The following is a 25,006-nucleotide window of genomic DNA, read 5'->3' on the forward strand; positions in this document are numbered from 1 at the left end:
ATCGAGTGCCTACCGCACGCAGACCGATTACCGGCATCGCCTGCGTGCGGTAGGCACTCGCCCCAGGACGTACATCCCCCCAAATGCAAAAGCGCGCCGCCCCTTTCGGGAACGGCGCGCTCTGTGCGTATTACGTGACGTGCAGGACGTCGCCTTTACTTGGCCTTCTCGAGAACCTCGACCAGGCGCCACCGCTTGGTGGCCGACGTCGGGCGGGTCTCCATCAGCGAGACGCGGTCGCCGACACCGGCGTCACCGTTCTCGTCGTGGGCCTTGACCTTCGACGTGGTGCGGATGATCTTGCCGTACAGCGAGTGCCGGTTGCGGGACTCGAGCTCGACCACGATGGTCTTCTGCATCTTGTCCGAAACGACATAGCCGATGGCGGTCTTACGACGCCCACGCGGCTGCTCGGTGGCCGGGGTGTGCTTGGGGCCTGCGGCCTTCTTGGTGTCGCTCACTTGCTGTCCTCGCTATCGGGTCCTGCGGCCAATCCGAGCTCGCGCTCACGCATCACCGTGTAGATGCGCGCGATCTCCTGGCGCACCGCACGCAGCCGACGGTTGTTGGCGAGCTGACCGGTGGCCATCTGGAAGCGCAGGTTGAACAGCTCTTCCTTGGACTCACGCAGCTTGGTGATCAGCTCTTCCTCGGTGCTTTCCCGCAGTTCGCCAGCGGAAATTCCCACTGCCATCAGAACTGCTCCTCTCGTGTGATGATGCGCGCCTTGATCGGCAGCTTGTGGATCGCGCGCGTCAACGCCTGGCGCGCGGTCTCTTCGTTCGGGTAGCTCAACTCGAACAGCACACGACCGGGCTTGACGTTCGCAACCCACCATTCCGGCGAACCCTTACCGGAACCCATGCGGGTTTCGGCAGGCTTCTTGGTCAGCGGGCGGTCCGGGAAGATGTTGATCCAGACCTTGCCGCCACGCTTGATGTGCCGGTTGATGGCGATACGAGCGGACTCGATCTGCCGGTTCGTGATGTACGCGTGGCCCAGCGCCTGAATGCCGTAGTCACCGAAAGCGACGGTGGTACCGCCCGAGGCGGTGCCCTTCTTCTTCGGGTGATGCTGCTTGCGGTGCTTGACCTTACGGGGAATCAGCATGTTCAGCTCTCCGTGGTTTCTGCGGCCGGCGCGCTAGCGCCGTCCGAGGCAGGGGTCTCTGCGGCGGCACGGCCGGCCTCGGTGCTCGTCGCGGTGGTACCCGAGGCGCCACTACGACGCGGACGGGCACCGGCCGGACGCTCACGGCGCGGACGGTCACCGGCGGGCGCGGCCACCGAGGCGGCGAGCTCGCGCTTGCCACCGACGATGTCGCCCTTGTAGATCCAGACCTTCACACCGATGCGGCCGAAGGTGGTCTTGGCCTCGTACAGGCCGTAGTCGATATCGGCACGCAGCGTGTGCAGCGGCACTCGACCTTCGCGGTAGAACTCCGAGCGGCTCATCTCAGCACCGCCGAGGCGGCCGGAGCACTGCACCCGGATGCCCTTGACGTTCGGCTGACGCATGGCCGACTGGATCGCCTTGCGCATCGCGCGACGGAACGCCACACGATTCGAGAGCTGCTCGGCGACACCCTGGGCAACCAGCTGCGCCTCGGCCTCGGGGTTCTTCACCTCGAGGATGTTCAGCTGCACCTGCTTCTTGGTCAGCTTCTCCAGGTCGGCGCGGATGCGGTCGGCCTCGGTGCCACGACGGCCGATGACGATGCCGGGACGCGCGGTGTGGATGTCAACGCGGACCCGGTCACGGGTGCGCTCGATCTCCACCTTGGCGATACCGGCACGCTCCAGGCCAGTGGCCAGCAGACGGCGGATTGCCACGTCTTCCTTGACATAGTCCGCGTACTGCTTGTCGGCGTACCAGCGGGACTTCCAGTCGGTGGTGATACCGAGCCGGAAACCGTGCGGATTGATCTTCTGGCCCACTAGCGCGAGCCTCCCTTCGCCTCAGCGGTGGTCTTGTTGGCGGCAGCCTTCGAGCCCTCGGCCCGGCGGGCCCGAGAACCAGCAGCGGAAGCTCCGGCCTTACCGCCCTTGTCGGACTTGGGGCGGCTCTCCACCACCACGGTGATGTGGCTGGTGCGCTTGCGGATCCGGAACGCACGACCCTGCGCGCGGGGACGGATGCGCTTGGCGGTCGGGCCCTCGTCGGCGAAGATCTCCGAGACCACCAGGGTGGAGGGATCCAGGCCGTCGTTGTTCTGCGCGTTGGCGGCAGCGCTGGCGATGACCTTGGAAACCGGCTCGCTGGCTGCCTGCGGCGCCCACCGCAGGATGTCGATGGCGTCGGTTACCGACTTGCCGCGCACCAGGTCGATGACCCGGCGTGCCTTGGTCGGCGAGACCCGCACGAACCGTGCAACGGCCTTGGCCGATGGGTATTCAGTCGTTGTAGTCATTAGCGCCGCTTGCTCTTTCGGTCGTCCTTGATATGACCCTTGAAGGTCCGCGTCGGGGCGAACTCACCCAACTTGTGACCGACCATCGCTTCGGTGACGAAGACGGGGACATGCTTGCGCCCGTCGTGCACCGCGAAGGTGTGGCCGATGAAGTCGGGGATGATGGTCGACCGACGCGACCAGGTCTTGATGACCTGCTTGGTGTTCTTATCGTTCTGTACGTCGACCTTCTTGAGCAGATGGTCGTCGATGAACGGGCCCTTCTTGAGGCTGCGTGGCATCGCTTACTCCTAGCGCTTCTTGCCGGTGCGCCGGCGACGGACGATGAGCTTGTCGCTCGCCTTGTTGGGCTTGCGGGTGCGGCCTTCCGGCTTGCCCCACGGGCTCACCGGGTGACGACCACCGGAGGTCTTACCTTCACCACCACCGTGCGGGTGGTCGACCGGGTTCATCACGACACCACGGACGGTGGGGCGCTTGCCCTTCCACCGCATACGGCCGGCTTTACCCCAGTTGATGTTGGCCTGCTCGGCGTTACCGACCTCGCCGACGGTGGCGCGGCAGCGCACGTCGACGCGACGGATCTCACCGCTGGGCATACGCAGGGAAGCGTAAGCGCCTTCCTTACCCAGCAGCTGGATACCGGAACCGGCCGAACGGGCGATCTTGGCTCCACCACCGGGACGCAGCTCGACGGCGTGCACGGTGGTACCCGTCGGGATGTTGCGCAACGGCAGGTTGTTACCCGGCTTGATGTCGGCGTTGGCGCCCGACTCCACCACATCGCCCTGCGACAGCCCGACCGGCGCGATGATGTAACGCTTCTCGCCGTCCAGGAAATGCAGCAGCGCGATGCGCGCGGTGCGGTTGGGGTCGTACTCGATATGCGCGACCTTGGCGTTGACGCCGTCCTTGTCGTGGCGACGGAAATCAATCAGCCGGTAGGCACGCTTGTGGCCGCCACCCTTGTGACGAGTGGTGATGCGGCCGTGGGCGTTACGGCCACCAGTGCCGTGCAACGGGCGAACCAGCGACTTCTCGGGAGTCGAGCGAGTGATCTCCGAGAAATCGGCGACGCTCGAGCCGCGGCGACCGGGGGTCGTCGGCTTGTACTTGCGAATAGCCATGTCTTCTCTAGTCCTCTACTCCCCGACTACGCGGGGGCTCCAAACAGGTCGATCGGCTTGCTGCCCGGTGCCAGGGTGACGATGGCGCGCTTGGTGCTCTTGCGCTGTCCGAAACCGGTGCGGGTGCGCTTGCGCTTGCCCTGGCGGTTGGCGGTGTTCACCGAGGAGACCTTGACGCTGAAGATCTTTTCAATGGCGATCTTGATCTGCGTCTTGTTCGAGTCCGGGTGGACGACGAAGGTGTACACGTTGTCTTCGATCAACGAGTACGACTTCTCCGAGATCACCGGGGCCAGGATGATGTCGCGGGGGTCAGCGATGGTTGCCATCAGGCCGACACCTCCTCTTTCTTCTTGGCGTTGATGAAGCCGTTGAGTGCCTCGACGCTGAACACCAGATCGTCGGCCTTCAACACGTCGTAGGTGTTGAGCTGGTCGTAGGCCAGCACATGCACGTTCGGCAGGTTCCGCACGCTCTTGACCGAAGCCAGATCGTCACGGCCCAGCACCACCAGCAGCTGCTTGCGGTCGGTGATCTCGGCCAGGAACGACTTGGCGCTCTTGGTCGAGGGCTCCTGACCGGCAACCAGCTCGGTGATGGCGTGGATCCGGCCGTTGCGGGCCCGGTCCGACAGCGCACCGCGCAGGGCGGCGGCGATCATCTTCTTGGGCGTCCGCTGGCTGTAGTCACGCGGCTGTGGGCCGTGGACAACGCCACCACCGGTGAACTGCGGGGCACGGGTCGAACCCTGACGGGCGCGGCCGGTTCCCTTCTGCCGGTACGGCTTCTTGCCACCACCGGACACCTCACCACGACGCTTCGTGGAGTGGGTGCCCTGACGGCCTGCGGCCAGCTGCGCGGTCACAACCTGGTGCAGCAGCGCGATGTTGGCTGGGGCGTCGAACAATTCGGCCGGCAGCTCGATGGAGCCGTCCGTCTTACCACCCGGAGCCTTGACGTCAATTTTCAAAGTGCTCACTTCTCACCTCGCTTGACAGCGGTGCGGACCACAACCAGGCCACCCTTACGACCGGGAATGGCACCCTTGATCAGCAGTACGCCGTTCTCAGCATCAACCTTGTGCACCACCAGGTTCTGCGTGGTGACGCGATCGCTACCCATACGTCCGGACATCCGCGTGCCCTTGAAGACACGACCCGGGGTGGCGCAGCCACCGATCGAGCCGGGACGACGGTGCACGGCCTGTGCACCGTGGCTGGCGCCCTGACCGCTGAAGCCGTGACGCTTCATGGTTCCGGCGAAGCCCTTGCCCTTCGAGGTTCCGGTGACGTCGACATAGGCGCCGTCACTGAAGATCTCGGCGGTCAGCTCCTGGCCGACCTCGTACTCGGCGGCAGCGGCCTCATCGTCCAGACGCAGCTCGGCCAGGTGGCGACGGGGATTGATACCCGCAGCAGCGAACTGACCGGTGACCGGCTTGGTCACCTTGCGGGGGCTGATCTCACCGAATGCGAGCTGGACGGCGCTGTAGCCGTCCTGCTCCTGGGTGCGGATGCGGGTCACCACATTGGGTCCGGCCTTGACGACGGTCACCGGGACAACCCGGTTGTTGTCGTCGAACACCTGTGTCATACCCAGCTTGGTGCCCAGAATTCCTTTTCTTGCCATGGTTTCTGGTTCTCCTACTGGATGTTCACGTCGACGCTGGCCGGCAAGTCGATGCGCATGAGCGCGTCAACCGTCTTCGGCGTCGGGTCGAGGATGTCGATGAGCCGCTTGTGGGTGCGCATCTCGAAATGCTCGCGCGAATCCTTGTACTTGTGCGGCGACCGGATAACGCAATACACGTTCTTCTCAGTCGGCAGCGGCACAGGTCCAACGACACTCGCGCCGGTACGGGTCACCGTCTCAACAATCTTGCGCGCCGAGGCGTCAATCGCCTCATGGTCGTAGGCCTTAAGCCTGATGCGGATCTTCTGTCCCGCCACGCTTCCTACCTCTACTGTCACTGGTCCGGAGCACGCCGAAGCGCGCAACCCGATACCGCCGCTGTTTACCTGTCGTAGTTCACCGACCCCCGCGGTCGGGCGTGTCGCCCTCGCGCGCAGTCGTCCGCGTCGAAAATTCTCGTCGCTTGGACTGGGCCGACGCGCCCGTAAGGGCGCTAGTGGTTCGCCGTCTCCGTTCGCAGCGCGCAATGGGCAGACCCAAGGCGCTGAAACCGGTTCACGGCAACCCGAACAGTATGCCTTATCCAGCGGCTGCGGCCAAATCCCCGCGGTCGCACCCCGCTGTCGGGGACTGAAACCCGGTGACCTGCGGTTCTGGTCGCATATGGAACGGTAGTACAAGATCCCCTCAAGGAGGTTGTGACGTGCGCTGGCCGGAGGCCGACGGAGGGCGTTCATTCCTGCGGGCATTGCCGGTTCTGTCCGGCAGTGCGCCACTCTTTGAGATCGGCGATGCCCCTGCCGAGCCGCTCCCCTTGTTCACCGATTGGATCGAGCAGGCGGCGCAGGCGGGGGTGCCGGAGCCGCACGCCATGACGATCTCGACGGTCGATGCCGAGGGCCTACCACGCGCACGTGTGTTGATCCTGAAAGCGATCGATCGGGATGGCTGGCATTTCGCGGCGAGCTCGGCGAGCCAGAAGGGCCGCGATCTGTCCGCTCATCCGGCAGCCGCGCTGACCTTCCATTGGCCGGAGGTGGTGCGACAGGTGCGGGTGGTCGGCGCCGTCGTCAACGATGGCGCGCAGGCAAGTGCCGCCGACTTCCTGGGCAGGCCCATCGGATCCCGGGCGATGGCGTTGACGCTGCGACAGAGTGAACCGCTGGTGGACCCGGCCGAGATCGACGCGGAGATCGAGAAGGCCCACCGGAAGCTGGCCGATGACCCTGAGCTGGTGCCGGAGGAATGGGTCTCCTATGCCGTGCGGCCGACGCAGATCGAGTTCTGGCAGGGCTCCCCCGACCGCAAACACCAGCGTCTTAGTTATCAGCGAGTCGGGGATGGCTGGGAACGCACGCAGCTCTGGCCGTGATCGGCGAACGAGTTCTCGGCCAAGTTCGCCATTATCTTACTTTCAAGTAAGGTACGTGCGGTGAGCGCATCTCCGACCTACAAGATCTGGCAGCGTCTGCAGAACAAGCCCGGCGGCTCTGCCCTGTTCTCCGCCGCCATGATGGCCCGTGTTCCCTACTTCGCCTCGGTGGTGCCGCACGTGCAGCGGATGGAACCGGGCTACTGCGAGGTGACCGCCCCCAAGTGGTACTTCGTCTACAACCACATCAAGACCTTCCACGCGATCGCCGCATGCAACTTGGCCGAGGTCGCCATGGGCATGTTGATGGAGGCCACCACGCCGTCCACGCACCGCTGGATTCCCAAGGCGATGAACGTCCAATACCTCGGTAAGGCCACCACCTCGCTGCGCGCGATCGCCAAGCTCGAGGGTGTCGACTTCGCCGCAATCACCGAGGGCACTGACGTCGTCGTGCCGATCAGCATCACCGATCGCGACGGCAAGGAAGTGGTGAAGGCCGAGATCACCACCTGGGTGACGCCCGCCTGATACACATCGACGACCAAATTCGGCCGTTATAGACAAATCTATGGTGTGACACGCGCACACTCCGGCTATGGCCACCGCACTGTCTGAAATCGAAGAAGCCGGCCGAGTTTTGGCCGATCCCACCGCCTACGCCGACGAGCCTCGCTTGCATGCCGCGATGACGCTGTTGCGGCGTGAACAGCCCGTGTCGAAGGTGACTACCGACAACTATCGACCGTTCTGGGCGATCACCAAACACGACGACATCATGGATATCGAGCGCAACAACGCGCTCTGGATCAACGAGCCGCGTCCCCTGCTGATGAACCTCGAGCAGGAAGCAGAGCTGGACAAACAAGCCGCCATGGGCATCGAGCTCAAGACACTTGTGCACATCGACGACCCGAAGCACCGCGTGCTGCGCGCCATCGGCGCCGACTGGTTCCGGCCAAAGGCCATGCGGGATATGAAGATCCGCACCGACGAGCTGGCCAACAGATACGTCAACAAACTCCTGGAAGCAGGCGGGAGGTGCGATTTCGCGCAGGACGTCGCGGTGCACTTCCCGCTCTACGTCATCATGTCGCTACTCGGCATTCCCGAGTCGGACTTCGACCGGATGCTCAAGCTCACCCAGGAGCTCTTCGGCGGCGACGATACCGAGTTCCAGCGCGGCGTCACCCCCGAAGAGCAGCTACTGGCGCTGCTGGATTTCTTCGGATACTTCAGTGGCCTCACCGCATCTCGGCGCCAGAACCCCACCGAGGACTTGGCCTCCACCATCGCCAACGCCAAGGTCGACGGCGAACTGCTGAGCGATGTCGACACCGCCTCGTACTACACGATCATCGCCACCGCCGGGCATGACACCACCAGCGCCACCATCGCCGGCGGGCTCGAAGCACTACTGGAGCATCCCGACCAGCTGGCGCGGCTACGCGAGAATCCCGACCTGATGCCGTTGGCGGTCGACGAGATGATCCGCTGGGTCACACCGGTCAAGGAATTCATGCGAACAGCGACTGCCGATACCGAGATTCGCGGCGTGTCCATCGCCGAGGGTGAATCGGTGCTGCTGTCCTACCCCTCGGGCAACCGCGACGAGGACACCTTCGCCGATCCCTTCACCTTCGATATCGCGCGAGACCCCAATAAGCACTTGGCATTCGGCTTCGGCGTCCATTTCTGTCTGGGCGCGGCGCTGGCACGCATGGAAGTCAACAGCTTCTTCTCCGCGCTACTGCCCCGCCTGGAGTCCATCGAAATCGACGGGAACATCGAGCGGACCTCGACCATCTTCGTCGGCGGCATCAAGCACCTGCCGATCCGCTACACCCTGCGGTAGTCGCCCGTGCTAGTTGAGCCGCGCGGATCCATCCGCCGCGACTTCGATTGACGCACCGGCGATGTCAGCGTCCGCAAGCTGCACGGCGGCGTCCCGGTCATCGATCTTGGCGAAGGTGCGCGCTCCCGCGGGTGTGCGCACACTGACGAACGCCTGGAACGGTGATCCGTCCCGTCCGTAGTTGACGGTCCACGCTTCGACGGTCGCCGCGCCCGCGTAGCCGTCCGCAGCCTCGGTCCGGGGCTCTTGGTCGACGTCGGCCTGCACGTCCTCGTACGCGAATCCGGCTGCGGGCGGCTCGGTTCCGTAGATTCCGAACGCGTGCTTGGTGAGATATCCGCCGTTGGCCGTGATCAGCCCCTTGGCGCCGGGGCGCTCACGCAGCCGCTGCACCATGGTCGCGATGGAGTGCGTGACGTAGTTGCACCAGGGACCACCGGCGAAGGTGAGCCCACCGGTGACCGTCAGCGGCCGCGCCCGATCATCGAGCGCCAACCCCAGCTCGTTGGCCGCGACCTGCACCGCCGACGGGAAGCAGGAGTAGATGTCGATCAGCTCCACGTCGTCGGTGCCCAGTCCGGCGAGGTCGAATGCGCGCTTGCCCGCCAGCCGGATGGCCGGCGACCGGTGCAGTTCACGACGCTCACTGAGCGCGAAGGTGTCGTTCGCTTGGGCGCCGGAGAGGGGAAACACCCAGTGGTCTTGGGGGATTTGCAACCGCAACGCCGTTTCCACGGAGGTGAGCAAGACCACCGCCCCCTGCTCGACCATGTTGTTCGAGTTCATCAGCTTGGTGTACGGGGAGCTGATCCACCGATTGTCGGGGCCGGGGGTGGCAATCTCCTCGGCGGTATACGCGTCGTTGGACCAGGCGTGTGTGTTGTTCACCGCCACCGCGTTGAACCGCTGCCACAGCTGCGAAATCGCGGTGCGATGGTCCGCGATGGAAGCGCCGTTGGCGATGCGTATCGCCTGCTCGAAGAGCGGGTAGACGTGGCCGGGAGAGATCAAGCCAATCGCGGTCTCCGCGCCACCGACTTGATCCATACGACCACCGAGAACTGTTGCTTCAGCGACGGATTCGTCCTGATTGGTCCACGTGGGCTGCACGCCGGTGGCCATCATCTTGTTGCGCGAACGCCACATCTCCGCGCCACCGATCAGAACCACGTCGGCGTCCCCGGCGAGGATGTCGGCGGCCGCGTGGTTGACCAGCAGCTGCGGCGAGTTGCCGCTGGGGCCGGTGTAGAAGGTGCGCTTGGGCACCGCACCAAGGCGCTCACCGAGGAGCACACCCGGGTCGCGGTACTTCCACGAGAAGATGTTCGCCACCGATACCGTGTCGATCGCCGCGAGCAGCTCGGCCGCCCCGGCGTCGTCGGCGGCCAGGCGCGCCGCCCGTTCCATAAGCTCGATGGGCTCCGGGATCTCGGAGAACGGGGTGTCGGCTGGTGTCCGCTGGTTGACCTGTCCGGTACCGACAAGGACCGGCGTGCGAGGGTCGAGGGCCATTCGCCGATGGTAACCAACCGCCTGGTTGGTCGCTGAGGGTCGTCCCGTTAGGTGGACAGAGCGGGCCCGGGCCCCTCGATCTGACTACCCGCTCCCGTCATGTCCTTGAGGTCGACGCCGGAGCGGCCGATCTGACGCGCCCCGGCCACCAGGGCAGCCACCACCTGCGCCGCCTGGTCATAACCCAGCCCCTCGGGGGGATGGATATTCGAAACGCAGTTACGTTGTGCATCAGTACATCCCACGATGGGATTGTGCGTGAGATATATCCCGACGCTGTCGGCGACCGACAGTCCCGGGCGCTCCCCAATGAGGACCAACACCGTGTCAACGCCCAAGGCGGCGCCGATGTGGTCACCCAGGGCCACACGTGCCTGTGTCGCGACGACCAACGGTGCGATCGAGTACCCGCGTAACCGCTGGTGCAACGCTTGCAACAGCGGCACCCCGTGGTCGTCCAGGGCTCGCGGTGATAACCCGTCGGCCAGCACGATGCCGATATCGCCGCCGGATCCGGGCAGCACGTCCAGCGCACCCTCGGCGGGGGCGCGCCCCAGGTCAGGGCGGCGCAGGTATTCGGATCGATCCGCCGCACGGCTGGTGATCAGCAGCGGCGTACCCAACCCCAGTCCGTCGATTCGGCCGGCCAAGGCGCGCGCATCCAATGGCGTGTGCACCGCGTCGCGGGCCGCGGCGTGCGCCGTCCCGAACTCCAGTACCCGCGTGGTGGGCAGCGCATCTCCGCTGCGCCCCAAACCGATTCGAGACTGCGTGGACCGGCGCAGGGCGTCCCAGATATCGTGCGCCGCAACGTTGTTGGCGATGTCGCTCATAACAGCGCCCGCAACGGTGAGTCACTGACCGCGATTTCACGCAGTCCACCATCACGCTCAAGCATCCCCATGCGATCAAGCCAGTCGTTGAACTCCGGAGCCGGTCGCAGCCCGAAGGTGCGGCGCGCGAACAGCGCATCGTGGAAGGACAGGCTCTGGTACCCCAGCATGACGTCGTCGGCCCCGGGCACCGCGATGACAAACGCGACCCCCGCAGCGGTCAGCACGGTGAGCAGCACATCCATGTCATCGGAATCAGCCTCGGCGTGATTGGTGTAGCAGACGTCCACTCCCATCGGCAGTCCCAGCAGCTTGCCGCAGAAGTGATCTTCCAGACCGGCCCTGATGATCTGCTTACCGTCGTAAAGATATTCCGGCCCAATGAATCCCACAACGGTGTTGACCAGGAGCGGCTCCACCTCGCGCGCGACGGCGTACGCCCGCGCCTCCAATGTCTGCTGATCCACCGCAACGCCGCCCACCCCGATGTGCGCTCCCGCGGACAGCGCCGACCCCTGACCCGTCTCGAGGTACATGACGTTGTTGCCCACAGTGCCGCGTCCCAACGAACGTCCGGCCTCATTCGCCTCACGGAGCAGCTCCAGATTGACCCCGAAGCTCTCGTTGGCACCTTCGGTTCCGGCTATCGACTGGAACACCAAGTCCACCGGTAGATTTCGTTCGATAAGTTCGATTGTGGTGGTGACGTGGGCGAGCACGCACGACTGTGTGGGGATGTCGAATCGCAATCGGATGTCGTCGATGAGACGCAGCAGGTCGCCCGCGGCATGCGGGGAATCAGTCGCCGGATTGATGCCTATGACGGCATCACCGCATCCCAGCAGCAGACCGTCAAGGGTCGCGGCGGCGATACCCCGGGCGTCGTCAGTCGGATGGTTGGGCTGCAGCCGGGTCGCCAGCGTGCCCGGCAGACCGATGGTGGTGCGAAAGGCGCTGCGGTTGCGCACCGCAGCGCCGACAGCGATGAGGTCTTGATTGCGCATCAACTTGCTGACCGCCGCGACCATCTCGGGAGTCAACCCGGGCGAGACATCCTTGAGGGACTGCGCCCCATGCGGTTTGGTGATGGTCTCCAACAGCCAGTCCCGGAAATCACCAACGGTCAGGTGTGAGATGACGGCGAAGGCATCGGCATCATGACTGTCGATGATGAGCCGGGTGACCTCGTCCGTGTCATACGGGACGATTTCCTCGGACAGGAACGCCGCCAGCGGCACCTCTGCCAGGACCCAGCGTGCCGCGGCTCGTTCGGCATCGGACTGCGCCGCGCAGCCCGCGAGTTCGTCACCGGATCGGGGCGGCGATGCCTTCGCGAGAACTTCGGCGAGCGACTCGAACCGGTAGGTGACCGGCCCGACGATGTGACGAAAAGTACTCATAATGTGCCTATTTCAGTTCGTTCTCGGCTTCGGCAAGCGCCGCGAACTCCTCGTCTGGCGAGTTCGCAACCAAATGGTGACGGCTATACAACCCAAAGTACGCCATAAACAGCACAAACACACCAAATGTGGCGAAGGCTGCGGTGGTATCGACAATAAATGTCGCCACGACAGCAACACAGGCGATCACCAGTGCGAAGCCGCTTGTGGCGATGCCTCCGGGCGTTCGGTACGGCCGCTCCATCTCCGGCTCGCGAATGCGCAGCACGATATGGCTCACCATCATCAACACGTAGCTCAGCGCCGCGCCGAACACCGCCATGTTGAGCAACATGGCGCCTTTACCGGTGAGCGACAACAGGAATCCAATGATTCCCGGAACGATCAGCGCCAGCACGGGCGCCTTGCGACTGTTGGTGACGGACAGCCCGGTCGGTAGGTAGCCCGCCCGGGACAAGGCGAAGGTCTGCCGACTGTAGGCGTAGACGATGGAGAAGAAACTGGCGATGAGTCCGGCCAGTCCGATGTAGTTGACCGCCTTGGCGACCGTCGCGGTTCCCAGCGCCTCGACCAAGGGATTACCCGACTGTCCCATGGCCTCGGCTCCCCCGGCTCCGGGAACCAGGAACAGCACGGCCGTGCCGGTGATGACGAGCACCAGCATCGCCATCAGGATTCCGCGCGGGATGTTCTTGGCAGGGTCGCGCGCCTCCTCCGCCGCCAGCGGAACACCCTCGATCGCCAGGAACAACCAAATCGCGAATGGCACCGCTGCCCAGATACCCAGATATCCATAGGGCAGGAATGCCGATGCACCCCTTGCCGTCTCGTCAACCGGAATGTCGGTGAGATTGGCCGCGTCGAATCGGCCCACAGCACCGATCGCGAAGGTCACCAGACCAACCAGCGCAACTCCGGTGATGATGAACATCGTCCTGAGCGCCTCACCGGCTCCACTGAGATGGATGCCGATGAAGATCGCGTAAACCGCCAGGTAGACCCACCATCCGTCGGTGAGGCCGGGCAGGTGCAGTGATTCGACGTAGCTTCCGATGAAGGTGGCGATGGCCGCCGGGGCGATCGCGTACTCAATGAGAATCGCCGTCCCCGTGGCGAATCCGCCCCACGGGCCAAGCGCACGGCGGGCAAAGGTATAGCCGCCACCCGCGGTGGGCAACGCGGACGACATCTCGGCCATGCTGAGCACCATCGACAGATACATCGCGGCGATGATGACCGCCGCGATGGCCAAACCACCGAACCCGCCCTTGCTCAAGCCGGTGTTCCAGCCCGCGTAATCGCCCGAGATGACATAACTGACGCCGAGACCCGCCAGTAGCACCCAACCCGCGGTGCCCGATCTCAGCTGTCGCCTGGCGAGATAGTCGGCGTCCTCCACATGAGACTGCACGCCCGCATGATCATGTAGCGCTTCCGGGTGTGAGCCGGCGGCGTCATCGGAAGTTGGCATCGTCCAATTGTGCGACCGATGGTCTGCGCGCGTGGGTCAGACGACGAGATTCATATCTCGTTACGACCACGCAACAAACTGCGCGGCCCGATGCCCGACCATCGCAATGGTGGCTGCCGGCCCCCGGCTGGGAATGGTCGGCAAGATCGACCCGTCGATGACAAATAGCCCGTCAATTCCTCTGACGCGACAGTATTTGTCGACAACAGCATGCTTGTCACCATCATTGCCCATGGGAGCGGTTCCGCACAGATGCTGCGACGTGGACCACCGGGGACCACCAAACCGCCGCCCATAGAGTTCGGATACCAGGCGTACTCCGTCACGCAGCCGATCCATATCAGCGGTCTCGCTGTCGTACCTCAGGTCGATGTACACCGGTGCCGCAGGGTCGGTCGATCGCAGCTCAAGGCGGCCACGGCACTGTGGCGTCATCAGCGCGACACCGATCTGCCGCGCATCCACACCGTCCACCCTGACACCGGCCATGGCAGCGAATCCGGTTGTATAGGGCCTTATCTCGATACCCATCGGGCGGTCGGTGTGCAACACGGTGTCCAGGACCGGATAGCCCTGTTGCCCTTCGTCACCGGTATCCAGCACCCATTCCGCGTGGTCCATCACACGCGTACCGACACCCGGCAGGTCGACGACGGGCTGCACGCCTACCGCCCGCAGGTCGTCCGCCGGGCCAATCCCGGAGAGCAGCAGCAGTTTTGCGCTCTCAATTGCCCCCGCGCTCAATATGATTCGATCGGCGGTCAGGGTCCTCACCGAATTCCCCACCGCCACCTGCACGCCGGTGGCCCGCCCACCGCCGAACATTATCCGCAACACCCGGGTACCGGAGTAGACCGCAAGATTGGGACGCCAGCCCGCACCCTCCAGATAGGCACGTGCGGGCCCGACCCTCATCCCGCTGTCGATGTTGAGTGGGACCAATCCCACCCCAACTCCGGCCGAGCCGTTGAGATCGGCGACTTCCGGGTGTCCACCCGTGACCGCACGATCCATCAATTCTCTTCCGGCGCTGCTCTGTTCGTGTCTGCGTCCGATTGGTATGGGGCCAGACGATCCATGCAGAGGATCGTCGCGAAAATCGCGGTCGGTCTCCATCGCGCGGAAATGATCGCGCACATCCGTCCATGACCATCCCGGCACCGACCAGCCATCGAAATCCGCGGGCCGGCCACGCACGAAATAGCCGCCGTTGATCGCGCCCGAACCGCCCACCACGGACCCGCGTACCAGCTCGGCCTGATCACCTGTGGACGTCAAAGTCGCCCAGTAATAGGTGGCTATCTGGCTGTCGGGGCCGATCGGGAGCCGGTACCCATCGCGCACCCCGTCCTCGTCCGCCGACGACGCGGGCCCCGCCTCGAGAAGTACCACCCGAAACGATGGATCCTCGGAAAGACGCCCTGCCAGAATCGAACCCGCGCTACCTGCGCCCACGATGAGCGCATCCGCGTGGATCGGCCTACTCAGGGCCGGAGTTCCGGTCGGAGCGCACCGAGATCGCGCTCCTGCATCATCCCGGACCACAACCCAAACCCATAGGCGATGTCGTCCAGGCGCTTCAGAAGTACGTACTCGATCAGACCGATGCGGTCATCGGGCGAGGCCGAACTGTCGTTGCGCTTCATCCAATCGACCACGCCGTCGACAATGGCGGCCACCACGAGCACCTGCCGGCTGCGCCGCGACAGCGCGGCCGCCACCAATGCCAATGGCCAATAGTGACGGCAGAGCGCGGATGCGATCTGCAGCGCGGCTCCACCCACCCCTTGGGCAGCCACCCGCATGACGTCACGCGGCGGCGTGTCCACTCCGCGCAGCGAGCGCGCCACGCGTCCGGCCGCGAGCGCGGCCATGCCTACCGCAGCCAGATAGCCCATTCCCGAACCCACCGCCGCGAGAATCCATACCAGCAGCGTCCATCGCGAGATCACCATGGGCGCCACCTTGTCGGGGTGGCGAGTCGACAGCGGCGCCGCACTCTTTCCGTAGAATGCCTTGCGCGCGAACCATTCCCGGAGAGTCAGCCGATGATCATGAGCCACATGAGACACCGGCTCGTACCGGAGCCGGGAACCCGCCTCGATCAGCCGCCAGCACAGGTCGACGTCCTCACCGCACTGCAGCGATTCGTCGAACCCACCGATCTCGTCGATCGCGGACCGACGAACCACGATGGCCGCACTGGGGACATACGAGACCGGGCCGTACGGCACCACCGGCGCCTCCCGCAGACCAAGGTCCAGCGAGGAGCGTACCGCCTCATATCGAGCAATAGCGTTGTCGCTCAACACCAATCCCACGATTCGCGGCGCGACAAGGGCAACCGCCGGATCACTGAAGTGTCCCAACAGCGCCTCGAGCCAACCGCGCCTGGGCACCACATCGGAATCCAGGAAGGCAACGAAGTCCGTGGTCGCCAGCTTCAGGCCGGTGTTACGGGCAGCCGCCGGACCTTGACTGTCGTCGTGGCGCACCACCTCCACCGGGCAATGCATACCCTCTAGATCGCTCTCCAGGATCGGGATGGTGGAACCATCGTCAACCACGATCACGCGCATACCGCGCAGCGCACGCAGCAATCGGCGCAATCCAAATCCGTTGTCACGACATGGAATAACAACAGTCACATCGCGATATCCGGGTCCGCCTACCGGACGGGGATGCGCCACGGTGGCGTCCAGCAGCGTCCGCGCGAGCTGGGCGCTGGTCGCATCGCGAACCTCAAGTCGCCCTCCGGAAAGCAACGTCCGCGCCGCAGGCGCCAATCGCAGCAGCCGAGTCGGAGAGCCGCCCAGCAGCGCCGAGCCTTCATCGAGAACGCGAACGCGCCGGTCCACCTGAACCGCGAACCCATCGGGCAGCCGTTCCTGCGGCGTAGACACGTTCTGCGCCTGCTCGTCATTCGTGGTCATACCAGCCGCCCGTCGGCATCAGGTGTCCACCGGTGCACCGCGTCGGCGCATCGTCGAGTCATCGTCGCGAACATCCGCGCGCCGTCCTGGCTGCTCGCGGTGGTCGGATCGCCCAGCACACCGATGGCACTCACCGCGGCCACACCGCCCGCTCGCATGGGCGCCATCAGCTCACGCAGCGGTGCCGAATTTCCGGCGAGCGCTTCCTCGCGGCGCACCACATCCGGTGAAATATGCAGCAGCAGAGACGTTTCCACGTGACCCGCGTGAGCGTCTCCGCCCTCGACCGCGCACGGCCACCACGCTATGTCGCGGCCTTCCGCGCGCAGCAGACGAACCGCTGAGACGGTCGCCTCGATATTGCCGCCATGACCGTTCACGAAGACGATGCGCCGGCACCACTGGGCGGCGGACCTGGCGTACTCCACGAGAAGATGCCGCAGCGCCTCGGTACCGATCGAGATCGTTCCAGCGAAGGATTGGTGCTCCCCGCTCGCCCCATACGCAATCGCCGGGGCGAGGGCCGTCCGGCCACCGACCGCGGCGGCCGCCAACTCCCGGGCCGCAGCGGTTGCCACAGCACTGGCAATCCGGGTGTCGGTATCCAGCGGCAAGTGCGGCCCGTGTTGTTCGGTCGAGCCGAGTGGAGTGAACAGAGTGATGGCCTCGTCTGCGAGCTCCGGGGAGATGGCGGTGCTCAAGACAGTCGGAACAGCCACCCGCCGATGGTAGGCCGAATTCACGTCAAATGCATCCAAAGTTGGCGCACCCGATCGAGGTCTTTACATCCTTGCTGGCCGTCGGCATATGCGAGGGGGGCTATTTCGCCCCGATTTTCACGCCAGCCCCTGCCGCCACACCGACGCAGCCGGACACCGTGTTCAATTCCCGATGCGCCGAACTAGTGCCGTCCGAGGCCCCGGGCAAACCCCTCCGGGATGAGAAGATCATCTGGGCACAGCTCGTGCACAGACTTCTTTCCGAGCCCCATCAGCGCCGAGTCGATACCGCCGCGCATGATGTCCAGAACGTTCTCGACACCGGCCTGACCGGAGGCCGCCAGACCCCACAGGTATGCCCGCCCGATCATCACCGCGCGGGCGCCGAGAGCCAACGCCTTAACGACATCGCTGCCCCGGCGAATACCACCGTCCAGCAGCACCTCGATATCGTTTCCGACAGCCTGGGCGATGCCGGGCAACGCACGGATCGACGCCGGCGTGCCATCGAGGTTGTTACCGCCGTGATTCGACACCGAGATCGCCGAAACTCCGCAGTCCACAGCGCGTTTGGCGTCGTCGATGCGCATAACGCCCTTGAGCATGAACGGACCGTCCCACTGCTCACGCATCCATTTCACGTCGTCCCACGTGGGCGCCGGGGTTCCCATCCACTGCCCGTAAGCGTCGAAGAACGGCGGGCCGGCCTCGCCACGAGCAGACTGGTTCGGCACCCGCAGGTCCGGGATGTTCATGCCCTTCCCGAATGACCACAGCCAACCGGGCTTGGTCACCACTTCGGGCGCCAATCGAATCATCGATCGCAGGTTCATCTTCTCGGGGATGGCGGGACTCCCCCAGTCGCGCCCGTGCGAGAAACTCCAGTCGAGAGTCGCGATAAGACCCACTGCACCAGCATCTTTCGCACGCTGGATGCGCTGAGCCACGTCGTCTCGGCCGCCCAACCAGTAGATCTGGAAGTGCGTCTTCGGGTTGGCGGCCACCACGTCCTCGATGGGCTTGCTTGCGAACGAGGACAAGCCCATCGCCGTCCCGCGCGCGGCGGCAGCCCGCGCCACGGCGACCTCACCGTCGGGGTCGACGGCCTGCACCCCGGTGGGCGAAATCATGACCGGCAGAGAAATCTCCTGCCCCAGAACAGTTGTCGACAGCTCACGGTCCGGCTGGATGCCGACCACATGCGGCTCGAATCCGAGTTCCCCGAATGCCTCGACATTGTCACTGACGGTCAACCCCTTTTCGCTGGCCGAGATCAGCGAACTGTAGACGGACTTCGGCAGTCGTTTTTTAGCCCGCTGCTGGGCGATCGCGACTGTCTCGAACCATGTGTTGCGGGCCATCTACCGTCCTGCTCGTAGGTTGGAAAGGGGGTTCTCGTCGCATGCGCGTGACGGCGGCCGACGCGTCAGAGTCAGCGCGACGGGCCCGCCGGACGGGCTGCGCTTGCTCTTCGAATGTGAATGGTCACCACTGGGTTTGGGCACCACGCGGTCGCCGGCCAGGGCAGCCTCACCGTAGCCCTGGACACATTCCGGGTCGGGCCCGTCCATGGGGAGCCCGGTGAAGAATTTAGCCGCCATGCAGCCTCCCCGGCAGCTGTCATAGTGCCCGCAGCTGCCGCATGCGCCGGCCGACTGCGGCTCGCGCAGCTCGTTGAAGAGCCGCGAGTGCTTCCATACCTCGTCAAATCCGCCGTCAGACACCACATTTCCGGCCAGGAAACGATCATGGATGGCGAAGGGGCAAGCGTAGACATCACCCACCGGGTCGATCAGGCACACCACCCGGCCGGCACCGCACATGTTGAGCCCCGGCAAACCCCCGGAACCATCACCGTACGCCGAGAGGTGGAAGAAGGAATCACCCGTGAGTACCCGTGAGCCGTTGAGTACCAGCCAGTCGTACAGCTGGCGCTGCTGTACCTGCGTCGGGTGCAGCTCGTCCCACACATCGGCGCCACGGCCGGAGGGGCGTAGCCGGGTAATCCGCAGCGTCGCACCGTATTTAGCCGCCAGTGCGGCAAACTCATCGAGTTGGTCCACGTTGTGGCGGGTGACCACCACAGAGATCTTCGCGTCCTTGAATCCGGCGGCCGCCAGATTCTCCAGTGCGCGCACCGCCATGGCAAATGATCCGGCACCACGCACCGCGTCGTTCACTTCGGCAGTGGCACCATCCAGCGAGATCTGCACGTCGACATAGTCGCTCGCGGCCAGCCGCGCCGCCACCTCCTCGGTGATCCGCACGCCGTTTGTGGAGAACTTGACTCCCACGTGGTGCTCGGTGGCGTAATCGACGAGTTCCCAAAAGTCCGATCGCACAGTGGGTTCCCCACCGCCGATGTTCACGTAGAACACCTGCATGCGCTCGAGCTCGTCGATGATGTCCTTGCACTGCTGCGTGGACAACTCCCGCGGATCGCGCTTGCCCGACGATGACAGGCAGTGCACGCAGGACAGGTTGCAGGCGTAGGTCAGCTCCCAGGTGAGGCAGATGGGAGCATCCAGCCCCTGCTCGAACTGCTCAACCAGTTTCGGAGCCGCAACGCCGGCGACATTAAGGCGGGGTACTGCCGGAGCGCTCGTCATGAGGCGTCCTCTCGGGTCACGATCATTTTCGAATCCGCCAACACGGTCAGCGCCTGCTGGTAGGTGACAACCTGGCCGTCATTGACACCGGCCGCCCGCCAAGCGTTCTCGGCGCTGCTGTGGTCGACGAGGGTCTGCACGATCTGCAGCAGAGTGCGGTTTTTCAGGAAAGACAGCTTGCGCGTTCCAAAGTGGTAGAGCAGCGCCCCGAATGGTTCTGGGCGCAGCGACACCTGGGGATGCAACTGCCAGGGCTGTGTCCAGTCGAAACCGGCGGGCGCCTCATCAATCATGGCGCTCATTGAGATGGGGCGTCTCAGTAGACGCCGCACATCCCGTCGATCGACACCTCTTCGACCAGCGATTCCTGCACCAGTTCGGTGTCGGTGGTCTGTCCGGCGACAGTGGTGGGCTCGGCCATCTTGTTCACTCCCTTGTGAGTCTGGACTGTGGCGACGGTCACGATAATAATGGCATCGAGTGCAGAAAGGGAAGAGGGTGTCAGGAAATGGCGGAGTTATCGGCATGAGTGTCCAGCCGGCGCGCGTTGGACGACGCCCTTCGACAACCCGTGACGAGATCACCGGGGTGGCGATGGCGCTGTTCGCGCAGCACGGATTCGACGAGGTAAGTGTCGATGACATCGCCGCGGCGGCCGGTATCGCCCGGCGCACGGTGTTTCGGTACTACAACTCCAAAAACGCAATCGTGTGGGGAGACTTCGACTCTCACCTCGAGGTGATGCGCGCGCTCCTGGACGAGACTCCGGACACGGTAAATACCAGTACCGCGCTGCGGCAGGCGGTATTGACGTTCAACGACTTTCCGGTCGACGAAACACCACGGCATCGCATGCGGATGAGACTGATCCTGGAAATCCCGGCCTTACAGGCGTACTCGATGCTGATGTACACCGGCTGGCGCGATGTCATCGCGCAGTTCGTGGCCCGGCGCGGCGGCACGGATCCCAACGCCCTCTTACCGCAGACCGTTGCCTGGACGCTGCTGGGCGTGGCGCTCGCGGCGTATGAACGATGGCTCGCCGACGAGTCATCGAAACTCACCACACTGCTCGGCAAGGGCTTCGATGCCGCCGAGGCGGGCCTGCGCGCCCTGGATTAGATCTCGCCAGGGCAGGCGGCTACTCCAGCACCTCGGCGATGGGCGTCCCCGCCGCGATCTTGGCCCGCATCTTCATCACCGGACCGGCCATCCCGCAGCCCACGACACCCGTCAGCACCCCGTCGCGCTCTAGGTAGGCCAAGAACTTGCGGCCATCATCGGAGATGAGGTGCACGGTGTCGGAGTTCCCCAGGTGCCCAAGCGACTGAATCTTGACGTCGTACTGGTCACTCCAAAAATACGGAACAGCAGTAGTACCCGCGGCCGGCTCCTGCCCCAGCAAGGCCGGGACAAGCGCACGAACCTGGTCGGCGACATTGCTCCAGTGCTCCACCCGGTTTGGTCGCCCGTCGACATCGGCCCACGCCGCGACGTCACCCAGCGCCCACACATGCGGGGTGCCGGTGCCACCCACCGCGTCGCAGACCACGCCGTTGTCCACGGCAACACCCGACCCGTCCAGCCAGTCGGTCGCGGGCCGGCTCCCGATACCCAGCACGACCAGGTCGGCGTCCAGTTGTGTCCCGTCCGACAGGATGACGGACTCGACCCGCCCTTCCCCTGTCACCGCGTCCACGCCGACACCCACCCGAACGTCGACACCCTCACTACGATGCAGCCTGGCCACCAAGTCGCCGAGCTGCTGACCGATCGCCGCTACCAACGGCGCGGGCTGCGGTTCCACCAGAACCACCTCAACTCCGTTGGCCCGCAATGTGGCCGCCACCTCGCACCCGATGAACCCTGCCCCGATGATCACCGCGCGCCGCGCGGTCTCGGCATCACCACGCAGCGCGAAGCTGTCGTCGGCCGTGCGCAGGACATGAATACCGGCCAACTCAGGGAATGACGGGATGCGGCGGGGAACAAGGCCGGTCGCGATGACGACCTCGCCGTATTCCAGGATGCTGCCGTCGCTCAGGGTGACAGTTCGGGCGGCGGGGTCCAGCGCAGTCACCGCCACCCCGAGCCGCAGTTCAATCTGCTTCTCGTCGTAGAACTCTCGTGGCTTGAGCACCACCGCGTCGATCGTCTTCTCCGCGTCGCGCAGGACGTCCTTGGACAGCGGAGGACGGTCGTAGGGCAAGTGGTTCTCACTGCTCACGATGGTGATCGGTCCGGCGAACTCCGCACGGCGCAACTGCTCGGCGGTTCGCACCGCACCCAGCCCACCACCGATGATCAGCACTCCACGTTCTGCGTCCGTCATGGGTTTCTTCTTACACGACTGGACACGCGTGATGTCAGGCCTATCGCCCGCGCCGCTTAGCCCTGGACCTGCGCTCGGTCCACCAAGTTGGAAAGCACCACAATGCTCTCGGTGCGGTCGATATCCGCGCTGGCGCGGATACGTTCCAGCGCCCGCTCAAGGTGCTGGATATCGCGTGCCAAAACCCTCAGCATCGCGTCGGAGGTTCCGGTCACTGTCGCCGCACTCACCACCTCCGGGATGTCGATCCACGCGCGGCGCAAGGCTTCCGGAGTGATGGTGCCTTGACAGTAGATCTGGACGTACGCCTCGGTGTTCCAGCCGACGGCAGCGCGATCGACCACGGTGGTGAAGCCCTTGATGACCCCCGTCGAGACCAACCGATCAACTCGACGCTTGACCGCGGGTGCCGAAAGATTGACCTCCTCACCGATCTCGGCGAATGTCGCCCGGGCATTGCGCATCAGCAGGGTCACGATCCGCTCATCGGTGGCGTCCAGCTCCGCCATGAACCTTCCTCCTCCAACCGTTCACTCTCTCTCGCAATAGACTGCCAAATCGCGCGCCTAGACGCAATGAATCGCACTCAGCTGCGCAATGGATGGAGATTGATTGCAGGAATCGGCTCTCATACGCTCAGCCCATGACCGTTGTACACGAGCATGGGCACCCGGCCGACTCGCCGATTGAACAACCAGACAGGACACCGACGACGCGCCACTACGTGATGGTGCCGCCGACGTATTACACCGTTGAATACGCGATCAACCCCTGGATGGACATATCCAATCCGGTCGACCCGGCGCTCGCCACCGCACAATGGGATGTGTTGCGCGCCACCTATGAACGACTGGGGCACACGGTAGACATCCTGCCCCCCGTTGCCGGCCTACCGGACATGGTTTACGCCGCAAACGGCGGAATCGTATTACGCGGCAAAGCCGTTGTCGCACGGTTCAAACACGCCGAGCGTGCCGGCGAGTCCGACGCACACGCCGAATGGATGCGTCAGCATGAACTGCACCCGATGCACTCCCAGTACACCAATGAAGGGCAGGGCGACTTCCTGCTGGTAGGCGATATCATGTTGGCGGGCACGGGCTTCCGCACCGACAGTGGGTCGCACGCCGAGATTGCGACAATGCTCGACATTCCGGTGGTGACGCTAGAGCTCGTCGATCCGAGGTTCTATCACCTGGACACGGCACTGGCAGTACTGGATCCACAGACTGTGGCGTACTACCCACCGGCGTTCAGCGAGGCATCCCAGGCCCGCTTGCGGTCCATGTACCCCAACGCCATTACCGCCAGTTCCGTCGACGCCTATGTCCTCGGTATGAACGCGGTCTCCGACGGTCGCCACGTCATACTGCCCGCCGCGGCGACCGGATTCGCCCAACAACTCCGCGATGCCGGGTTCGAACCGATCGGCATCGATCTTTCCGAACTGCTCAAGGGCGGCGGATCGGTGAAATGCTGCACACTGGAGTTGCACTCGTGACTGCGATGAGCCACTTGGGCGAAGAGCGTCACGCACGATCCGAACAGGCTCCCGGCATGTCTCCCGATTCATACAAGAGTTCTCAATACATCGAGTTGGCCGAGCAATACGGCGCGCACAACTACGCGCCGCTACCCGTCGTCGCCCATCGTGGTGAGGGTGCATGGATCGAAGATGTGGATGGCAGACGCTACCTGGACTGCCTGGCCGCCTACTCCGCGGTGAACTTCGGCCATGGAAACCCCGAAATCCTCAAGACAGCACACGCACAGCTCGACACGGTGACGCTGGTGAGCCGGGCCTTCCACTCCGATCGCCTCGGAACGTTCTGTCGCGACCTGGCCCGCCTGTGCGGCAAGGGCATGGTGCTGCCGATGAACACCGGGGCCGAGGCGGTGGAGAGCGGTATCAAGGTCGCCCGTAAATGGGGCACCGATGTCAAGGGAGTGCCCCCAGGTCGTGCCAATATCGTGGTGGCACACAACAACTTTCATGGCCGAACCATCAGTATTGTGAGCTTCTCCTCCGACGAGACGGCGCGCGGCGGGTTCGGGCCGTTCACCCCGGGGTTTCGCGTGGTCCCGTTCGGTGATGCCGCCGCCCTGCGGCGCGCGATCGACGGTGACACGGTCGCCGTTCTCCTCGAACCCATCCAGGGCGAGGCCGGCATCGTCATCCCACCCGACGAATACCTGCCCGCCGTCCGCACAATGTGCACCGAGAACAATGTTTTGTTCATTGCCGACGAGATCCAGGCCGGGCTGGCGCGCACCGGCCGACTGTTTGCCTGCGACCACTGGAACGTGGTCCCGGACATCTACCTCCTGGGCAAGGCGCTCGGCGGCGGCGTGGTTCCCGTGTCGGCAGTGGTGGCCGATACCGACGTGCTCGGCGTGCTGCATCCGGGCGAACACGGCTCAACCTTCGGCGGGAATCCATTGGCCGCAGCCGTTGGGTCGACCGTGGTGGCAATCCTGGAGCGCGGTGAATATCAGCGCAGGGCAGCGGTTCTGGGAACACACCTGCGAGCCCGTCTCGACGCCCTGATCGGCCATGGTGTCACCGAAGTGCGTTCGCTGGGATTGTGGGCCGGGGTCGACGTCGACCCGAATCTGGCAACGGGAAGACAAATCAGTCTGCGCATGGCAGAGTTTGGCGTCTTAGTGAAGGACACGCATGGCGCGACCCTCCGGTTCGCACCACCCCTTGTCATCACCGAGGACGAAATCGATTGGGCAATAGACCAGTTCGCTGACGTGCTGGCCACCTTCCGGTAGTTTTCGCCCCGGCCACAGGAGGC

The 25,006-nt window shown here is 64.5% G+C and carries 30 protein-coding genes; 6 read left to right on the forward strand and 24 right to left on the reverse strand.

The window, feature by feature from the left end; translation table 11 throughout:
• Positions 1 to 155: 155 nt before the first annotated feature.
• The 11 genes from rpsQ to rpsJ are packed head-to-tail and all read right to left on the reverse strand — an operon-like array spanning position 156 to position 5,486.
• On the reverse strand, positions 156 to 461 hold the full coding sequence (gene rpsQ / locus B4393_RS04505) for a 30S ribosomal protein S17 (RefSeq protein ID WP_005077598.1): 306 nt from the start codon (positions 459 to 461) through the stop codon (positions 156 to 158).
• A complete protein-coding gene (gene rpmC, locus B4393_RS04510) occupies positions 458 to 694 on the reverse strand; it encodes a 50S ribosomal protein L29 (protein ID WP_070938521.1) in 237 nt (78 codons plus the stop codon). The genes rpsQ and rpmC overlap by 4 nt, the downstream gene beginning before the upstream one ends.
• Positions 694 to 1,110, reverse strand: a complete 417-nt coding sequence (gene rplP / locus B4393_RS04515) for a 50S ribosomal protein L16 (protein ID WP_005055656.1) — start codon at positions 1,108 to 1,110, stop codon at positions 694 to 696. Before rplP ends, rpmC begins: the two co-directional genes overlap by 1 nt.
• Positions 1,111 to 1,112: 2 nt before the next feature.
• Complete coding sequence (gene rpsC, locus B4393_RS04520; RefSeq protein ID WP_070938520.1) at positions 1,113 to 1,937, reverse strand: 30S ribosomal protein S3; 825 nt, start codon at positions 1,935 to 1,937, stop codon at positions 1,113 to 1,115.
• Positions 1,937 to 2,410: a 50S ribosomal protein L22 gene (gene rplV / locus B4393_RS04525; protein ID WP_078333122.1), complete on the reverse strand. Its 474-nt coding sequence runs from the start codon at positions 2,408 to 2,410 to the stop codon at positions 1,937 to 1,939. Before rplV ends, rpsC begins: the two co-directional genes overlap by 1 nt.
• A complete protein-coding gene (gene rpsS, locus B4393_RS04530) occupies positions 2,410 to 2,691 on the reverse strand; it encodes a 30S ribosomal protein S19 (RefSeq protein ID WP_070938518.1) in 282 nt (93 codons plus the stop codon). Before rpsS ends, rplV begins: the two co-directional genes overlap by 1 nt.
• Positions 2,692 to 2,700: 9 nt before the next feature.
• Complete coding sequence (gene rplB, locus B4393_RS04535) at positions 2,701 to 3,537, reverse strand: 50S ribosomal protein L2 (RefSeq protein ID WP_070938517.1); 837 nt, start codon at positions 3,535 to 3,537, stop codon at positions 2,701 to 2,703.
• A gap of 26 nt (positions 3,538 to 3,563) precedes the next feature.
• Positions 3,564 to 3,866 (reverse strand): 50S ribosomal protein L23, encoded by a 303-nt coding sequence (rplW, locus tag B4393_RS04540; RefSeq protein WP_070938516.1) that lies wholly within the window; start codon positions 3,864 to 3,866, stop codon positions 3,564 to 3,566.
• Complete coding sequence (rplD, locus tag B4393_RS04545) at positions 3,866 to 4,507, reverse strand: 50S ribosomal protein L4 (RefSeq protein ID WP_070939290.1); 642 nt, start codon at positions 4,505 to 4,507, stop codon at positions 3,866 to 3,868. Before rplD ends, rplW begins: the two co-directional genes overlap by 1 nt.
• A 5-nt stretch (positions 4,508 to 4,512) precedes the next feature.
• Positions 4,513 to 5,166: a 50S ribosomal protein L3 gene (gene rplC, locus B4393_RS04550; protein WP_078333123.1), complete on the reverse strand. Its 654-nt coding sequence runs from the start codon at positions 5,164 to 5,166 to the stop codon at positions 4,513 to 4,515.
• 14 nt (positions 5,167 to 5,180) lie between these two features.
• Entirely contained in the window at positions 5,181 to 5,486 is a 306-nt protein-coding gene (rpsJ, locus tag B4393_RS04555) for a 30S ribosomal protein S10 (RefSeq protein ID WP_003883485.1), read from the reverse strand.
• Positions 5,487 to 5,872: 386 nt separating this feature from the next.
• On the opposite strand from rpsJ, the gene B4393_RS04565 reads away from it, so the two are divergent.
• From B4393_RS04565 to B4393_RS04575, 3 genes are all read left to right on the forward strand, one after another.
• Positions 5,873 to 6,541, forward strand: a complete 669-nt coding sequence (locus B4393_RS04565; protein ID WP_078333125.1) for a pyridoxine/pyridoxamine 5'-phosphate oxidase — start codon at positions 5,873 to 5,875, stop codon at positions 6,539 to 6,541.
• Between the two features lie 60 nt (positions 6,542 to 6,601).
• Positions 6,602 to 7,072, forward strand: coding sequence for a hotdog fold domain-containing protein (locus tag B4393_RS04570; RefSeq protein WP_070938513.1), 471 nt, complete (start codon positions 6,602 to 6,604; stop codon positions 7,070 to 7,072).
• Between the two features lie 67 nt (positions 7,073 to 7,139).
• Entirely contained in the window at positions 7,140 to 8,396 is a 1,257-nt protein-coding gene (locus tag B4393_RS04575) for a cytochrome P450 (RefSeq protein WP_078333126.1), read from the forward strand.
• Between the two features lie 9 nt (positions 8,397 to 8,405).
• Here B4393_RS04575 and B4393_RS04580 read toward each other — a convergent pair whose 3' ends face one another.
• From B4393_RS04580 to mftA, 11 genes are all read right to left on the reverse strand, one after another.
• A complete protein-coding gene (locus tag B4393_RS04580) occupies positions 8,406 to 9,908 on the reverse strand; it encodes an acetyl-CoA acetyltransferase (RefSeq protein WP_078333127.1) in 1,503 nt (500 codons plus the stop codon).
• A 47-nt stretch (positions 9,909 to 9,955) separates the two neighbouring features.
• Positions 9,956 to 10,741, reverse strand: coding sequence for an ethanolamine ammonia-lyase subunit EutC (eutC, locus tag B4393_RS04585; protein ID WP_078333128.1), 786 nt, complete (start codon positions 10,739 to 10,741; stop codon positions 9,956 to 9,958).
• Positions 10,738 to 12,141, reverse strand: coding sequence for an ethanolamine ammonia-lyase subunit EutB (locus tag B4393_RS04590; protein WP_078333129.1), 1,404 nt, complete (start codon positions 12,139 to 12,141; stop codon positions 10,738 to 10,740). Before B4393_RS04590 ends, eutC begins: the two co-directional genes overlap by 4 nt.
• A 7-nt stretch (positions 12,142 to 12,148) precedes the next feature.
• Positions 12,149 to 13,612 carry an ethanolamine permease gene (gene eat / locus B4393_RS04595; protein ID WP_078333130.1) on the reverse strand — a complete coding sequence of 488 codons (1,464 nt, stop codon included), beginning with the start codon at positions 13,610 to 13,612 and terminating at the stop codon, positions 12,149 to 12,151.
• Positions 13,613 to 13,672: 60 nt separating this feature from the next.
• A complete protein-coding gene (gene mftG / locus B4393_RS04600; RefSeq protein ID WP_462020422.1) occupies positions 13,673 to 15,088 on the reverse strand; it encodes a mycofactocin dehydrogenase MftG in 1,416 nt (471 codons plus the stop codon).
• Between the two features lie 8 nt (positions 15,089 to 15,096).
• Positions 15,097 to 16,545, reverse strand: coding sequence for a mycofactocin biosynthesis glycosyltransferase MftF (mftF, locus tag B4393_RS04605; RefSeq protein ID WP_078333132.1), 1,449 nt, complete (start codon positions 16,543 to 16,545; stop codon positions 15,097 to 15,099).
• The gene (gene mftE, locus B4393_RS04610) at positions 16,542 to 17,288 is read right to left on the reverse strand and encodes a mycofactocin biosynthesis peptidyl-dipeptidase MftE (RefSeq protein ID WP_078333133.1); all 747 of its coding nucleotides are present in this window, start codon (positions 17,286 to 17,288) and stop codon (positions 16,542 to 16,544) included. Before mftE ends, mftF begins: the two co-directional genes overlap by 4 nt.
• 158 nt (positions 17,289 to 17,446) lie before the next feature.
• Positions 17,447 to 18,625 carry a pre-mycofactocin synthase MftD gene (mftD, locus tag B4393_RS04615; RefSeq protein WP_078333134.1) on the reverse strand — a complete coding sequence of 393 codons (1,179 nt, stop codon included), beginning with the start codon at positions 18,623 to 18,625 and terminating at the stop codon, positions 17,447 to 17,449.
• Positions 18,626 to 19,873: a mycofactocin radical SAM maturase gene (mftC, locus tag B4393_RS04620; protein ID WP_078333135.1), complete on the reverse strand. Its 1,248-nt coding sequence runs from the start codon at positions 19,871 to 19,873 to the stop codon at positions 18,626 to 18,628. It abuts the gene before it with no gap.
• Positions 19,870 to 20,175: a mycofactocin biosynthesis chaperone MftB gene (mftB, locus tag B4393_RS04625; RefSeq protein WP_078333136.1), complete on the reverse strand. Its 306-nt coding sequence runs from the start codon at positions 20,173 to 20,175 to the stop codon at positions 19,870 to 19,872. The genes mftC and mftB overlap by 4 nt, the downstream gene beginning before the upstream one ends.
• A 14-nt stretch (positions 20,176 to 20,189) precedes the next feature.
• Positions 20,190 to 20,294 (reverse strand): mycofactocin precursor MftA, encoded by a 105-nt coding sequence (gene mftA / locus B4393_RS04630; RefSeq protein WP_030096679.1) that lies wholly within the window; start codon positions 20,292 to 20,294, stop codon positions 20,190 to 20,192.
• Positions 20,295 to 20,398: 104 nt separating this feature from the next.
• Between mftA and mftR the strand changes: the two genes are divergently transcribed.
• A complete protein-coding gene (gene mftR, locus B4393_RS04635; protein ID WP_078333137.1) occupies positions 20,399 to 20,995 on the forward strand; it encodes a mycofactocin system transcriptional regulator in 597 nt (198 codons plus the stop codon).
• A 19-nt stretch (positions 20,996 to 21,014) separates the two neighbouring features.
• Here mftR and B4393_RS04640 read toward each other — a convergent pair whose 3' ends face one another.
• Both B4393_RS04640 and B4393_RS04645 read right to left on the reverse strand, forming a co-directional pair.
• Complete coding sequence (locus B4393_RS04640; protein ID WP_165758476.1) at positions 21,015 to 22,184, reverse strand: NAD(P)/FAD-dependent oxidoreductase; 1,170 nt, start codon at positions 22,182 to 22,184, stop codon at positions 21,015 to 21,017.
• 77 nt (positions 22,185 to 22,261) lie between these two features.
• Positions 22,262 to 22,714, reverse strand: coding sequence for an Lrp/AsnC family transcriptional regulator (locus tag B4393_RS04645; RefSeq protein WP_070938500.1), 453 nt, complete (start codon positions 22,712 to 22,714; stop codon positions 22,262 to 22,264).
• Between the two features lie 134 nt (positions 22,715 to 22,848).
• Between B4393_RS04645 and ddaH the strand changes: the two genes are divergently transcribed.
• Positions 22,849 to 23,706: a dimethylargininase gene (gene ddaH / locus B4393_RS04650; RefSeq protein ID WP_109558379.1), complete on the forward strand. Its 858-nt coding sequence runs from the start codon at positions 22,849 to 22,851 to the stop codon at positions 23,704 to 23,706.
• A 56-nt stretch (positions 23,707 to 23,762) separates the two neighbouring features.
• The gene (gene rocD, locus B4393_RS04655; RefSeq protein WP_078333334.1) at positions 23,763 to 24,983 is read left to right on the forward strand and encodes an ornithine--oxo-acid transaminase; all 1,221 of its coding nucleotides are present in this window, start codon (positions 23,763 to 23,765) and stop codon (positions 24,981 to 24,983) included.
• Positions 24,984 to 25,006 lie beyond the last annotated feature (23 nt).

The organism is Mycobacteroides franklinii, from assembly GCF_002013895.1.
Taxonomy (GTDB): Bacteria; Actinomycetota; Actinomycetes; order Mycobacteriales; family Mycobacteriaceae; genus Mycobacterium; species Mycobacterium franklinii.